Annotated in this window: 12 protein-coding genes; all 12 read left to right on the top strand. The window is 36.6% G+C overall.

From position 1 onward, the window contains the following. Window positions 1-74: 74 nt before the first annotated feature. The 12 genes from KO527_RS05455 to KO527_RS05510 all read left to right on the top strand — a co-directional run bounded on the left by KO527_RS05455 (window position 75) and on the right by KO527_RS05510 (window position 14,406). The gene (locus tag KO527_RS05455) at window positions 75-392 is read left to right on the top strand and encodes a hypothetical protein (protein WP_216039349.1); all 318 of its coding nucleotides are present in this window, start codon (window positions 75-77) and stop codon (window positions 390-392) included. 7 nt (window positions 393-399) lie between these two features. Then, window positions 400-2,250 carry a phage tail protein gene (locus KO527_RS05460; protein WP_216039350.1) on the top strand — a complete coding sequence of 617 codons (1,851 nt, stop codon included), beginning with the start codon at window positions 400-402 and terminating at the stop codon, window positions 2,248-2,250. A gap of 2 nt (window positions 2,251-2,252) precedes the next feature. After that, complete coding sequence (locus tag KO527_RS05465) at window positions 2,253-2,642, top strand: hypothetical protein (protein ID WP_216039351.1); 390 nt, start codon at window positions 2,253-2,255, stop codon at window positions 2,640-2,642. 8 nt (window positions 2,643-2,650) lie between these two features. Next, on the top strand, window positions 2,651-3,178 hold the full coding sequence (locus KO527_RS05470) for a hypothetical protein (RefSeq protein ID WP_216039352.1): 528 nt from the start codon (window positions 2,651-2,653) through the stop codon (window positions 3,176-3,178). After that, window positions 3,168-3,518 carry a DUF1353 domain-containing protein gene (locus KO527_RS05475; protein WP_216039353.1) on the top strand — a complete coding sequence of 117 codons (351 nt, stop codon included), beginning with the start codon at window positions 3,168-3,170 and terminating at the stop codon, window positions 3,516-3,518. Before KO527_RS05470 ends, KO527_RS05475 begins: the two co-directional genes overlap by 11 nt. A 152-nt stretch (window positions 3,519-3,670) precedes the next feature. Next, window positions 3,671-3,973, top strand: coding sequence for a phage holin family protein (locus KO527_RS05480; protein ID WP_216039354.1), 303 nt, complete (start codon window positions 3,671-3,673; stop codon window positions 3,971-3,973). Next, window positions 3,970-4,491 (top strand): hypothetical protein, encoded by a 522-nt coding sequence (locus KO527_RS05485; RefSeq protein ID WP_216039355.1) that lies wholly within the window; start codon window positions 3,970-3,972, stop codon window positions 4,489-4,491. The genes KO527_RS05480 and KO527_RS05485 overlap by 4 nt, the downstream gene beginning before the upstream one ends. Beyond that, complete coding sequence (locus tag KO527_RS05490; RefSeq protein WP_216039356.1) at window positions 4,472-5,092, top strand: hypothetical protein; 621 nt, start codon at window positions 4,472-4,474, stop codon at window positions 5,090-5,092. Before KO527_RS05485 ends, KO527_RS05490 begins: the two co-directional genes overlap by 20 nt. A 7-nt stretch (window positions 5,093-5,099) precedes the next feature. Further along, entirely contained in the window at window positions 5,100-10,586 is a 5,487-nt protein-coding gene (locus tag KO527_RS05495; RefSeq protein ID WP_216039357.1) for a hypothetical protein, read from the top strand. Next, window positions 10,583-10,894, top strand: a complete 312-nt coding sequence (locus KO527_RS05500; protein WP_216039358.1) for a hypothetical protein — start codon at window positions 10,583-10,585, stop codon at window positions 10,892-10,894. The genes KO527_RS05495 and KO527_RS05500 overlap by 4 nt, the downstream gene beginning before the upstream one ends. Beyond that, window positions 10,894-13,863: a PKD domain-containing protein gene (locus KO527_RS05505; RefSeq protein ID WP_216039359.1), complete on the top strand. Its 2,970-nt coding sequence runs from the start codon at window positions 10,894-10,896 to the stop codon at window positions 13,861-13,863. The genes KO527_RS05500 and KO527_RS05505 overlap by 1 nt, the downstream gene beginning before the upstream one ends. A gap of 105 nt (window positions 13,864-13,968) precedes the next feature. Beyond that, complete coding sequence (locus KO527_RS05510; protein WP_216039360.1) at window positions 13,969-14,406, top strand: hypothetical protein; 438 nt, start codon at window positions 13,969-13,971, stop codon at window positions 14,404-14,406. Window positions 14,407-14,607: the final 201 nt, after the last annotated feature.

Below are 14,607 nucleotides of genomic sequence, written 5' to 3' on the forward strand. Positions count from 1 at the left end.
ATAGTTACTATCAATTACGCGCTGAATCAGCTTTGCCAGCTAGTGTGACTCATTTTCAATTTGGTAAATTCCGTATGGGTCACGGATTCTTAACAGTCGATGGTGAAGGTAATCCGATAGTAGACAATATACCATCTGACACAACCGTTATTCCAAATATATTCCACACTGGCGATCCAGTAATTACTTATGCGAATGGTCGTACATCTGTTTCCTGTGTCATGCCAGTTTCCACAATTCCTATTGATACAACACAACCATTCTCAGTAGTTGGTATCTATGACAAAGCAGGAGATACTTTAATTGCCATTCTTGCAGGTTTGGAAATCAACTTAACAAGTATAGATGACTTAACTATATCGTCTTATATCGACAATATTCTGAATCAATAGGTGAAAAATGACTTTTGAATATATAAATATCAGTGTCGAGCATAAAACCTACTTTTTAAGCTCCGCCATTAATAAAATACTAAAAAACGTATTGAAAAAAGGTGTTTATCTTGGCTTTGATGTGTCATTAAATAATTTGATGACTATCAATGTTGGTGCTGTAAATCAAGAATCAACAGCAATGGTTGAATCTGGTAGTTACTTATTGTCAGTGCAAGCAAAAGGCCAGCAAACATTAACTGTACCTATAGGAAACTCAACTTTAGTCATTGAGGTTGTATACGACAAATACACAGAGACTACTTATGATGTAAAAGTCATCTCTTCAGCGATGGTTACAAGTGAACATGTTATTTTAGCTGACTTTAACGTACCTGATAACACGACCACTTTAACAGCTGGTATGATTGATTTGTCACGTAGAAATAGCGCTAAAGTCAGTTTTGGCGATCACAATCACGATACAGATTATCTCGCCAAATCCAAACAGTCAGAAATAGACACAGCACAAGCAACGGCTGATTCTAAATGGTCATTTATATTATCCAGTTTGACGCAATATGGCGCAGTTAAGCTCAGTAATGCAATCAATTCAACAAGTGAGGTTTTAGCGGCTACACCAAAAGCAGTTAAGCTTGCTTATGACAAGGCAGTCTTAGCTTACAATATAGCAAATACTAAATTAGATTCAGGAAGTACAGCAGTAAATTCAGATAGATTAGGCAATCAGTTACCTGATTATTATAAGGACATTCCTGCAAGATTGGGTTATAAGCCAGTTCATCAAGGCGGCGGTGCAGGGCAAGGCACTAATGAAATTTATATCGGTTGGAGTGGTTCAAATCTAAGGTTGCAAGTAGATTCAACAAACTTTTCAGAAGAGTGGCCTATTACAAGTGATAACGCGAATAATTTAGATGGTCAACCACTTGGCTACTTTGCTAAATCAGCAGATGTAAAAACCCCTGTACCATTAAACGCCAAATTTACTGATACAAATACATGGCGTTCTATCTCTGATTCTTTAGCATCAACGAGTAATAGCGTTAGTGCCAGTTCTAAAGCTGTAAAAAACCTACAAGATAATAAATTAGCTAAAACAGCTAAAGCCGCAGATAGTCAAAAGTTAGATAATCTTGATAGCTCACAGTTTTTACGCAGTGATGCTAATGACAATTTAACAGCCGCACTAATCGTTCCCGATGCAAATAGAAATCAAGGTGTTTTTGGTACATACAACAGCAGTAAAACACAACATATTTGGTCAATGGGAACAAGTTATAGAAATGCTGCTAACGGGGCTAATTATGGCAATCTTTATGGTGCTGCATATAGCAATAACTCTGTTGGTGATGGTCAAGCAAAAGCGGGGAGTCATCAATTTGTATGGTGTCATAACGGTGTTGCTAAATGTGCGTTAGGTTCTAATTTGTGGACGAGTGGTTTTGTTTATGAGCAAAATCAACTTTTATCTGCGCGCTACTTAGGTAAAACAGCAACAGCCGCTAACGCTTCAAAAGTCGCTAATCTCACTGTTAAGCAAGTCATTAAAAAGTCTATAGCCACATATTATAGTACAGGCAATATCACTATTTCATTAGGTGATGCCATTGAACATCGCGTTATGCGTTGGGGTTCGGGTAATGGCACGATTACTATCACTGGCACTCCAACCAAAGGCGATAAAATTTTAATAGATAATATAAGAGATTCAAGCGGCAAAGCGACAATTACAGGTAAAACCATGTATACACCTGATGGTGCAAATGCCTCTACTCATACGCTTACAGGTAAAGGGCAAGTTGAGTTTGCGTGTTATGACGGTTCTAAATTTATGATGACAAGGGCGGTAGGTTAATTATGTCAGAGTTAAACAATTATTTTTCAGGTAGTAAGCCACTGTCAGTATCAGGTAGATATCGACAACCAAGCACAAGGCAAGGCGGACAAACTTTTGCAACGTATACAGATATATTAAATATATCAGCTGAAAATATTTTAGTGCGATATATAAATGCGGATATACGTTTTGATTCTGGTTCTGGCGATAGAGGCGTGCGGTTTATCATGGATGGTATCACTTACGAATCAATTGAGGCGCTTAACTCTAGTACCACTACAGTTGGCGGAGGGACAAAGTTAAGTGACACTCCAGTTTCGTGTAAAAATCTAAGAATACAACTTTTATGCTCTAAACCAATGAAAGCAAATTATGGTGTGAGTTGGGATGCAATCACATACAAAAAATAGAGGTATATATGACAACTGAAACTGAAGAACTTGTAGATTTAACGCCTGAGCAAATTTACCAACAACAATTAGCCGCAATTACGGCTCAGGGATTTGATAATACGATTCATGATTTAATTGATAATGACGCACCACTGAAAGGTTATGAATTAAAACTTGTAGCAGTAATAGAAAAACCTAAAATTGCATTAACAGATGTGTCTGTTGTTGCGGAAAAATCTGAAAAAGTTGGCGATATTTGGTGGATTCCGACAAAAACACCTTTTGTATTAACAGCTAATGTTGGATTGCAAGACTCAAGAATGATGGTGATAATTGAGCAGGTTATTCGTCTTGAAGATGGCACGTACAATCCCGTTAATGACAAGCGCATTCCAGCAGATATTATAAACGGTGTCGTGACAATAAAAGGTAAGTTTGAAAGTGATGGCAACTATCGCATTACGCAAGAGCGATTAAACATGGGGCTTGATGAAATTGGCGCACCTTTCAATTTGAACTTTGATTTAATTGAATTTGACGCTTATGAAGTCTAAAAAGTTAAATGGTCGCTTCATTGCTGGTGGTCGCTTTGAATTATCTCAATCATTAAATACCAGATACGGCCTAGTGCCGTTTAATTTTGTGACTGATGGCTTTTCAATACCTTGGTTTTTACGCTGGTTTCATTCGCCTTTTGGTATTGGTGTAGAAGCGGCTGTAATGCATGACTATTTATTGTCGATAGGTGATAAATTTGCTCATGCCATTTTCTTTAAATTGATGATTCAATATAAAGTGCCATATTGGAAAGCTTTAATTATGTTTTGCTTTGTAGTGACTTATCACGCAATTAAAAATTGTATAAAACTATGTTTTCCATCTAATAGCGCCTAGAGCGCTTTTTTATTGCCACCTAAATTCCCACAAGCATTATCAACACCTCTTAATTCAATCATAAAACCACCATTTCAACATACTAACAAAGTTAGCTGATTATAAAAAACCATGTATTATTAGAGGTATTTTCAAACTGGAAGAATTGCACAGTGGAAGATTTAGTAATACAAGCGCTACTTGTTGCACTTTTATCAGTGATAGGCGGTTGCGCTACATTTTTACAACGTAAATTAGAGTTAGGTAAAAAAGTTAATTACGGTCATTTTTTATTAGACATATTAACGGCTTTACTGGCTGGTTTTGGCGCTTTTTTTCTTTGCCTAGAAGGTAAGGCGGGAATTTGGCTAACTTTATTTTGTGTATCGGTTTCAGGCTTTAACGGTGCTGAAGTGTTGTGGACTTTTAAAAAGAAATTTCATTCAGTGCTAGGCACTGGCGGAGTTAAAAAATGACAGATTTAATAAACCTAACGAGTGACACATTATCAATGATGGTAAGTGTTTTTGTAATATTAACCTTTTTATCGCTAGAGCGCTTCTTTCATAGAAAAGCCAAAGTAAAACTCACAGATGCACAAGTCGATCTTGTTGGTTCACAAGGTCAATTTTTAAAAGTGTCATTCTCTTACTTAGCTAATACACAGCAAATTCCATTTAGCCTTGTATCGGGTAGGTTAGTTGATAAAGCAGCGCCTACGACTGTTATAGAGTGCAATCCTCGCTCTTTAGGCTTGCTATCAAAAGAAAGGTATAAAAACCAATCAGTACACAGTGAGTTCTTGTTATTTCCAGCTGATGAAGTTGCGCAAAGTGGTGATGAGAGTTGGGTATTGTCAATACAAGTAATCACAATCGGCAATACGTTAAATCCGTTCCACAAAATATTCCCAATGCACACAAGGCTTGTAAAAGAAGTTGTGATCCCCGCGAAAACTCTAAAAGGAAAGTGCAATGCTCACTGCAAAAAATAGCAAAAAACAAGAGGTTATTGACTTTGATAACGTCAATGAATCTGGTTTAAAAGATGTTGTTAAGCATTTTAAAACAAATAAGTTAGAAGTAATTGATTTAGCTGCAACAAACCGTAAAACAAAACGCAATGGCCTAATGAGCAAAAAAGCGGTCTTTGTTTTTATGGGCGGTCAAACCTGTGAAATGCGTATTAATGAAACGGGTGATATTTATCAAGTGCTTATCAATAGCAAAGTAACGCCAGTTCGTGAGCATTCAAAGTTAAAAGATTTAGTAAAAGAAATTGCTAAAAAGGTTACTTCACAGCAAGAAAAGTTTGATAAATCTATTTTGAAAAAGATAGAAAAAGCCACTCGCATGAATGCCAAACAAGATAAAGCAGGCCAGCCAGTCACAGCCAAAGCAAAGTTGAGCCAAGTGAATGAGCGTTTAACAAAAGCAAAGGCAAATATCACCAAGTTAACTGAAGAAAAACAACAAATCATAACCAATAACGAAAAAATTCAAACTGATACAGATGCATTGATTGCATCTTACAAGTCAGACCAAAACACCATCAAGCAATTACAAGACACTTTAGCAAGCCGCAAGGCCGCATAGGATGAATATGTTTAATAATATCAATCAATTTTTACCAAGTAATTCAATCGGTATCATAGATAAACATGATCCTGATTTTGTAGTAACTGAACAGATGTTTGCATCTATCGCGGTCACTGATGAAGATTCGTTATTGCTAGAGCCTGTTACGTTTGAAGATGTTGAAATGCCGTTAATTGGTAACTTTTCAACATTGCAAAACTCTATGATGCTTGCTGCAATTTCTTCTAAGTTTTCTACAGCTAATTTAAAACGCACAGTTGGCGCATTTGAAAAGAAACTTAATCAAAGCTTAAACGGCACAGGTTTAGAAACAACAGGCTTTAAAGTCGGCAAGCCTCGCAAAACGGGTGAGTTTGCTACGCTGGTGGGTCAAATTACTTTATCTGATGGTCAAGCTATTAGCATGTTGTTTCATGCACCAGACGAAGATCCAGCCGTATTTAAACCTGATGATATTCTTTATGTATTCCAGTTTAAATTAAATGCGCGTGATGTAACTAATGTAGTTGCACCGACTGGCGGTATTAATATCTCATTGTCACAAGCAACAATGGTGTTATCAAATTTAGCTGAAAAAAATTCTAATAAGTTTGTTGAAAAGCTCAGTAAAAACAAACAAGCCAAAGCTGACCTTGATGCAGCGAATATTGAACTTGAAACAACACAAGAGCAAGCTTCAGCGTTAGCGCAAGAAGTAGATCAACTTAGTGCCAGTACAGCAAGCTTAACAGGTAAATTTGATACACGTTTAGGTATGAAAGCTAAACAAGATTTAGAGATTAAATCATTAAATGAACAAATCGCCTCATTGCCTGAACCTGATCCCGAACAAGAGTTAGATTTTGAAGAAGTAAATAACGCGCCTGAAAATGCAAAAGCTGAATTTGACAAAAAAGCCAATGAAGCAGCCACCAGCGATACAAACGATTTAGACAAGCCAACACAAGCACAGCAAGAAGCAGGCAATTACAAAAAAGGTAAAGCCAAGTTTCAAGGTATAGATGTTGTCATTGAAAATCCAAAAGGTTCAACACGTTCTGGTACAAGTCCTGATGGTTCAACATGGAAAACAACAATGAAAAGTCATTACGGTGACATTGTTGGCACAAAAGGCGCTGATGACGATAAATTAGATATATTCATTGGTGAAAACCATGAAGCTGAAAATGCCTATATTGTTGATCAAGTAAATCAAGATGGTTCATTTGATGAGCATAAGATCATGCTTGGTTTTGATGATAAAGCAAAAGCAACAAAAGGCTACATGGTCAACTATGAAGCAGGCTGGCAAGGTTTAGGTAATATCACTGAAATCAGTATGGAAAAACTGAAAACGTGGATTAAAGGTAGTACGGTTAAACCTTATAAAGCAATTAGTGGCAGCTCTACTGGTGCAGAAAAGGCAAGCATTAAAGAAGGTATCCGTTTTGATGATGTAACCACTTCACAAGGTCAACTTGATACGTGGGACAGCCTTAAAAAAGGTGATCGCGTTTATAACCACTTAGGTCAATCAGTCGGTATTGTTGTTCGCAAGCCTACAGTACGCCAAGACGATTTGACCGTAACTGATGGTAATGAGCGCACTGTTAAAGTTGATAGTCGCACAGTAACAGGCACTAGCATTAAGCGATTAAGAAAGCTTAACGAAAAAGGTCGTGTTGCAAATGAAACTCACTTAGCACAAGAAAAAGAAAGTAAATCTAAAGTGCTATCTGAAGGTGATGTGTTCTTTGAAAATGGCAATGAATTTGAAATTACTAACATTGATTTAGATGAGCAAAAAGCAGAAGTAACGCAAGGCGGATATATGACCTTTGTTACTGATGTAAAAGACCTTGAACCTCGCTACGGTATTAAAGTGAAAGGTTTAAATGCTGGTGGCGATAATGAAGAGTCTCAAGTTTCTGAAGAAAATAACGCTATCGACTTTTCTAAAATGAACGGCTTATCTAAAGAGCAAAAGATTGAAGCTTTTGAAAATTTAAAAACGGGTGATTTAGTTGTAAATAGCAAAGGTGAAAATGTAGGCCATGTAGTTAAGTTATTAAACAAAGCGATGGTCACATTGAAAGATGGTGATGTTGATTACAATGATTCGATATATAGCGTTGTTGGTTCTGATATTTCACCTAGCGATTTAGAAGAGCCTAAAACTGAAGAAACAGACAATAACAACTACCCGCAATCAGTAAAAGAAAAGCTAGAAATGGCTAAATCACAAGGCGGGGCTAATCACTGGTATGGCTTGAAAATGCGACCTTACAGCATTGGTGCGCAACCTAAAGGTATTTCTGCTTATTTAGATAATGATGAAGAGGGCGGCAAAGTTAGTGAAGTTAAATCTGTATTCACCAATATATCAGATGAACGCTCAATCAGGCATGGTGCGCTTGCATATAGTGAAGAGCTATCACAAGAGCAAATTAATAGCTTTGAATTAGTGAAGTTAGATATTAATGATAAATCTGAAATATTTGAAGGTGAAGTACCTGATAGAGAAGAGCTGTTAGAAAATGTAATTTATCTATTAAAGTCAGAAGCAGAGGATAAAAAACTGTCTTTAAATGAATATTTAGATTTTCATGCACAAGCAGATGCTACGCCAAAATCACTACTTGGTAAGCAGTTAAAATACTTTCCTGAATATGTAGAGCGCAAAGAAAACGTACCCGCATACAAGGCGCTTATGGACTTTTTAAATTCTGTTACATGGAATGAATTAAAAAGCGATGAAAGTGTTAAAGATGAAACACCTGTAAAAGAGCAAAGCGAAAGCAGTAAGCTTTTTGATAAGTTAAAAGGCTTAGATAAATCACTGGCGAGTAGTATTGTTAGTAGCTTATCAACTATAAAAGGTATTGATGAAAAGGTTGATGGCTTTGGTGGCTATGAGCGCTCTTTATTTGTTAGCTCTATTACCAATAAAATTAAAACGCAGCATAAAAACGGCAATCAAACCGTTGTTGATACTGCATTAGATTACATAGAAGCTTTTCAGTTAGATAAACTTAAAAAAGCAGCGATAACAGGTCGCAATGGTGTGTGGCGATTAAGAAGCGCTGAACAAGAGACTGAAGAAGTTAAAATTGAGGGGGTAGAGCCATTTAACGAAAACAATGAGATAGAGCGACTTAATAACTTAGATGTATTTTCTTTTGATGGAAAAACTATCGCTGAGCATGTTATTGATATAGCTGTAGTTGGTGAAGAACTTACTCAAAACTTAATTAGAAAGATGCAAACAGATCGCTCGTTCTCAAGACAAGAAATGCCTCGTTCTATAAAAAATAAAATGCAGAATTTAGTTTTACCATTACTTAAATATGAAAATGATGGTGATATTCAGTTGTCCGATGAACAAAAAAAGATTATTTATTCAATTTCATCAGCTAGTCACAAAAAATATTCTGAAACTGCTTTGCATACATTAATAGGTGGCGGTTATGCCTCAGAAGATATAGACCCAAGTACAATACAGCGTTCTTTGCCTTTAGAAAATTCAGAAATCAACTTCATGGATGAAGAGTTGTCTATGACAGTTCAAAGTATGGGCGCAGATTTATCTGAAAAAGATGGTGTTTATAAATTTAGCTATGGTGACACAACGATTACTGGTGATGAAGAGTATATCACCGATGCAATTAAAGATTGGATCGATGAAGAACCGCAAAGAAATTTAGACGATGAACAATCAAAATTAACATCTTTATTTAAAAGGAAGAAGCTACCAGAAGGATTTACTAAAGAAATTTTTAAAGGTGAGCTTAAAACTGTATTAACTTCAGGTTATAGCAGCCCAGCTGTTAATTTGTATTCAGAACGGATACCTGATGAAATTGAAGTGTTTTCAGTAGAAATTTATAAAGAAAGCAATAAAGAATTTAAAGTTGAAGATGTAAATGGAAATATAATTGGGTCATTTAATGATTGGAATGAATTAAAGAAACTCATATCTACTTTATTACCAGAATCATTACAAAATACATCAACCGATCCACTGTCTGAAAGTGATTTAGGCCGTGAAGCAGAATTGACCACACCAACAGGCGATATAGTTAACGCTAAATTTAGTGTTGTTGAAAGTGATGCATTAACTGTATCAAATAATCAAGATGGTAAAGTTAATCCTGCATATCCAAAAGAGTTACAACCGAGAGATCGCACACGTAAAACATCTATCATGCAAATCTCAAATATTGCTAACGATTTAAAGCCGCAACAATTAACCGACTCAGGACTAACTAGTCAAGGCGCACCGATTGTAGGTAGTGATTTGGTTGTTGAAAGTGGTAATGGTCGCACGATGGCGATTATACAAGCTTATAACGCTGGCAAAGCTGATAACTACAAAGATTACTTAGTTAATAATGCGCAAATGTTTGGTTTAGATGAAAATAAAATCAAAAACATGGATAAGCCTGTTTTAGTGCGCCTTAGAACAACTGAAGTCGATAGAGAGAAGTTTGCGCGAGATTCTAATAAATCAGACCTGCAATCATTAAGCGCCTCTGAGGTTGCGTTTAGTGACTCTAATAGCATTAACGATAATATGATGGATTTATTTTCACCTGATGATTCAGGAAACATTATCACACCTCAAAACAAAGCTTTTGTTGATGCCTTTCTAAAAGAATTAGGCGATACGGGCGCAGCGGGTCTTTATACCGAAGATGGCAGACCAACAAAACAAATGGTTGATCGTTTACAAAATGCCGTATTTGCCAAAGCTTACGACAATGAGCGTTTAGTTAAGCTGGTGGCTGAAGAAACAGATCCCTCTATCAGAAATGTATTAACGGCACTCAATGTTGCAGCGGTAGATTTTGCGCAAATGCAAAAACTAAATAGTGAAGTGCATTCAGGTATTACAAATTCAATTGCTGATTCAGCTGAAAATGCAACAAGTGATGAAAGTTTAGCGACTGAAGCATTAAATAGTTTATTGGCTGCAACTGAAATTGTACGCAACGCAAAACAGTCAGGCCAAAGCGTTGAAGAGGCCATTAGTCAAAGTGGTTTATTTGGTGACAACAATCCGAACGCTGAAGCTATTGCATTGTTTATATCTGCTAATAATCGCAGTGCTAAACGCCTGTCATTTGCATTTAAAAACCTAGCGCAATCTATTAATGATGAGTTAATCAAGCAAGGTAGCGCGGCAGGTGACTTGTTTGGCGGTGAAGATGCAACCTTAACTGATGTTATTACACAAGTTAACAATGCCATTTCAAAAGAGTTTGGTGATTCAGCGGCATCTATTGAAGTGCAAGCAGATGATAACCAAAACAGCCAAAGTGATGTTTTAACAAATCGCGTACAAGCCTTAATTGATAATCCACCAGCTGATAGTGATGATTTTGATACGCAACTTGATGTATTAGCAAGTGACATTGAAGAGGCGGGATTGATGGAGTCACTAGAGCCTTTGTTAATTCAAGCAGCTGATAAATTAACTGAACTGTTAGAAAAAGAAGGTGCTGAAATATGAGTTTAAGCTTTTCACAAAAGCGCAAACTTCAAAAGCAACTAGCCGAGAGTCAAAAGACTCTCAAGGCTGGTGGCCTGAAGTTTATGCAAATTCGCACAATCCAAAAATCAATTAAAAGCCTTAGAGAATCTTTAGGTATTGGCGTAGGTATTGGTAATCAAGCTGACTTAAATAAACTCACACCAGCCAAGTTCAAAAAAGCAGTTGAGGCTTTAAAGTTACCGTTAAAGCAACTTAAAGTGTCTGTAAATGCTTATATTTCTGAAAACGCCAATCTTTTAAAAAACACAGAGGAAGGTTACAACTAATGAATGGAAGTAATTTAAATGCATGTATTCAAGCTGTACGATGGTCATTTCAAAGTCCCGCGCCATTAGAGCGCACTGTTAGTGATAAGTTTTCTATTCCTACAAATAAAAAACCTATTTCTGATTTTGTGGCACAAGTTGACAGTTTGTCGGTTGTGTTTTCAAGCACATCTACTGATATTGATGGCTCTATATCCTCTTTACTTTGGAACTTTGGTGATGGTAATACATCAACAGATATAAATCCGATACACATATATTCATCAGCTGGTGATTATACTGTCACATTATCGGTTACGGATAATGAAGGTTTAAAATCAAATGAAACGACAAAAATAGTTACAATTTCAGCTACCCCAATCAGTGCTTCATTTGCAATGCTAGATCCTTCTCTAAATAGCTACATTCAGGTTGATCAGCAAATTGCATTTGCTGGTGATTTTGACGTTATTCACAAAATAGCGACCACAAAAAAACAAGATATGGTTATTTATGGTAGTAAAAAGTCAGAGTATATTTTTGAAATTCTAGGTGGTGATATTAATATTTGGGCTTCAGGTGTTGCTCACACAATATCGTTAGACCTTGTTAATATATTCGATGGTTTATTGCATGTTATAAAGTTTTCTTTAAGAGCTGATGTTCTTAGGCTTTATGTGGATGGTATTGTTGTAGGGTACGCAAATATAACGGCATTTAAAGGTATTGCTTCATATTTAGTAGGGAGTAGCGTTGATATTAGTAATGGATTTTACGGCTGTATATCCGAATCAGTATTTGTTAATTTGCATACACCTGAAACTTTTACATTTATATTTAATATATCAAGCTCTGGCGTTGTGACTACTCAAGAAAGTAATGCAACTGCTACATACATAAATATTCCACAATCAAATATAGAATCTTTAACATTAAATGGCGAAGATTATATAGGTTTAGATTTGTATGATGGAATACCACAATACACAGCCATTGCAAATGAAGTGGCATACGGTACAGTTTCACTTTCAACAAGCGGCTTTAGCTTGCTGGAATCAGCTATATATAAATGCTCTGCAACGACAACTTTAGTAGAGAACTCTACTGAAGAGTGTCATTTCAACGCTGTTCACTACAGATCTGAATCACCTAAATTATTGCCGAATATTAATGAATTCATTCAAAAGGCGAATGCCAGTACACACCAATCTCAATTGCAGTGGGGGAAGTACCCGCCATCCGAAGGTGTTTATTTTAGTGACTTTAAAATACAAAGAATCATGAAAAAAGCTATACAATCTAATGCTGGTGCGCCTTTTGCGAATGCAGGAATTGATTTTGCTGGCAATTCAGGTGGTTCGGGCAACCTAAATGCAAGTCGCTCTGTTGGTTTTACTGGTGATGTAACTTTCTTGTGGGAGCAAGTTAATGGTTCTGGTATTGCGATTCCGTTAAATGATTACACAATTGAATCTCCTGCATTTACTTATCCACACGTAGAGTATTCTCAGGTTTCTACATTTAAACTAACAGTCACAGAAGTATCATCTGGAATACCTGTATCATCTTATGTGAAAGTGGCTGTATTACCTGCTAAAAACATCAGCTTACAACCATCAGAACTATCAATACACACACCATCTGCCACTTCAAGATTGATATACGTTAGTGACTCAGTAGGTGATGATGCCACTGCAATACCATTAAGTTTGAGTGAGGTTGTAGATCCTATATCTCCGCAGGTTAGTGTAAAACCCTACAAAACAATCTCAGCTGCGATGGCGCAAGTCAGAGAGGGATTTGGGGATTGGGTGGTGTTAAAAAGAGGCGATACTTGGCTTAATCAAACTTTTGGGTTTATTGGACTATCTGGCGAAAGTATATCCAACCCTACAATTTATGGTTATTACGGCACTACAGGAGATAGACCTAAAATCCTTACGCCCGATGGTGTAGGAGGTATGTTTATAAATAATAGGGCTGCAAGCTTTATTAAAATCATAGGATTACATCTTTACGCACATACAGCTGATCCAGATGCTCCAACTTATGTTGTCGGTGGTATAGGGGGTGCAGGAATATCCTTGGTTGGTAGTGGTTCTGATATTGAAGTAGAGGACTGCAAACTTACGCATTTTAACTACGCTTATAAGTGTAATGGCTTTGATGGTGGTCGCTACGCTAATATATCTTTAAAAAGGTGCATTTTAGCCAACTCTTATAGAATAGATGGTTTAGGGCATTCGTCAGGTGCGTATTTTGAAAATATAGATGGTTTAACAATAACTGAAAATATTTTATACGAAAATGGATGGCGTGATGGTACGCCAAAGGGTAATGCAACCAGATATAATCACAATATATATATTCAATACAACTGTGATGGTAATTTATTGAAGTGTAGTAGAAATGTAATTGCTAAAGCTTCGAGTCATGGAATACATGGTAGGTGTGGCGGTGTATATGAAGATAATCTATATACACGAAATCCAATATCGCAGCAGATAGGGTTTACAACTGCTCCACTTAAAGATGGTGTTGTTGGGTTGGCGAGAGATAACGTGATTATAGATGGTGAGCCAATGGATCGATATGATGTTGGCTATGATGGAACTAGCGCGGCAATTTGGGGTTTGCATGTTGAAACTGACTTTGCTGACAATGGCGGTCATGCTGTACTAGATAATAATGTGGTAGCGAACTCTACAAGGTTTGGTAGTTCTATGCGTGATATACATGGCATGAATAACTTGGCCGCAGTGATTGAAACAAATAGCAGGCGCTACAACTGGATGTCACTAAATGATAATTTAGATCCTGATTGGCTAGATCCTAGTCGTGACATTGGTAAGTACATGGGTAGTATTGGAGAAGTTGCAACTGAAGATGAATATATGAACCAGTGTTTAAATAGACCTTTGGGCGCTTGGGATGCAAGGCTATATCCATTGGCTGTTAATGAATATATTAGGAAAGGCTTCAACTTATAATTAAATTAAATTAACTTTAATTTAATGAAAACGGTTTCAAATATTAATTGAAGCCGTTTTTTATTTGTGTAGAATGAATTTAAATTAATTATTGAGCTACTCTATATGACAGAAGTGAAAGGCCGAGGCCGACCACCTAAAGAAAACAAACTATCAGACCAAGCGCGCGCTGAAAAATCACAAAAAGAAGCAAAAGAAAGAGGTGTAAAGCGTTATGAGTTTAAGTTTGAACAGGGTGAGCAAGATATATGGCATCAAGCTGTTGAAAAAGCGGGTGGCGGTTCTAATGCTGAAGTAGTTATGAAATTGGCTAGGCATTTTTTAGAGTTGAAAACGACAGCTGATTATGTTGATGATGAAATGCTCGTTAAAACATGCTTTATGATGAATAGACCAGCGCCAGAACACATTAAAGATGAGTTGGTGATAAAAGTCTGTATTGAAAATGATTATCCTATTTCTATTGGTTATTCTAATGAAGTGATCATAGCTGCATGTAATAAGTTTGATTTACCTGTGCCGCCTTATATCAAAGTTGATTAATAGTTATCCACAGAAACGGTGTGTAAGTGCTTCAATAAGCTGTTTATTTTTTAGCTGAAAAATTAAAGGGGTAAAAATAATCTCCTTTATTTTAAAAAGGTGTAGTTCAAGCGGGAATCCTGCAACCTAAAATCAATAACTTAGCGCTATATGTAGCCTGTCAGGGTAAAAATTTTCTCCTTAATCTTAGTTTAGGTGTAG

Source organism: Pseudoalteromonas sp. C2R02, from assembly GCF_018860845.1.
Classification (GTDB): Bacteria; Pseudomonadota; Gammaproteobacteria; order Enterobacterales; family Alteromonadaceae; genus Pseudoalteromonas.

What these genes read in the sequence shown, in the direction of transcription:
- KO527_RS05485 (WP_216039355.1), top strand. Translation starts at nt 3,970, where the DNA reads ATGACAGATTTAATAAACCTAACGAGTGACACATTATCAATGATGGTA.
- KO527_RS05470 (WP_216039352.1), top strand. Translation starts at nt 2,651, where the DNA reads ATGACAACTGAAACTGAAGAACTTGTAGATTTAACGCCTGAGCAAATT.
- KO527_RS05495 (WP_216039357.1), top strand. Translation starts at nt 5,100, where the DNA reads ATGTTTAATAATATCAATCAATTTTTACCAAGTAATTCAATCGGTATC.
- KO527_RS05505 (WP_216039359.1), top strand. Translation starts at nt 10,894, where the DNA reads ATGAATGGAAGTAATTTAAATGCATGTATTCAAGCTGTACGATGGTCA.
- KO527_RS05510 (WP_216039360.1), top strand. Translation starts at nt 13,969, where the DNA reads ATGACAGAAGTGAAAGGCCGAGGCCGACCACCTAAAGAAAACAAACTA.
- KO527_RS05475 (WP_216039353.1), top strand. Translation starts at nt 3,168, where the DNA reads ATGAAGTCTAAAAAGTTAAATGGTCGCTTCATTGCTGGTGGTCGCTTT.
- KO527_RS05460 (WP_216039350.1), top strand. Translation starts at nt 400, where the DNA reads ATGACTTTTGAATATATAAATATCAGTGTCGAGCATAAAACCTACTTT.
- KO527_RS05490 (WP_216039356.1), top strand. Translation starts at nt 4,472, where the DNA reads ATGCTCACTGCAAAAAATAGCAAAAAACAAGAGGTTATTGACTTTGAT.
- KO527_RS05500 (WP_216039358.1), top strand. Translation starts at nt 10,583, where the DNA reads ATGAGTTTAAGCTTTTCACAAAAGCGCAAACTTCAAAAGCAACTAGCC.
- KO527_RS05455 (WP_216039349.1), top strand. Translation starts at nt 75, where the DNA reads ATGGGTCACGGATTCTTAACAGTCGATGGTGAAGGTAATCCGATAGTA.
- KO527_RS05465 (WP_216039351.1), top strand. Translation starts at nt 2,253, where the DNA reads ATGTCAGAGTTAAACAATTATTTTTCAGGTAGTAAGCCACTGTCAGTA.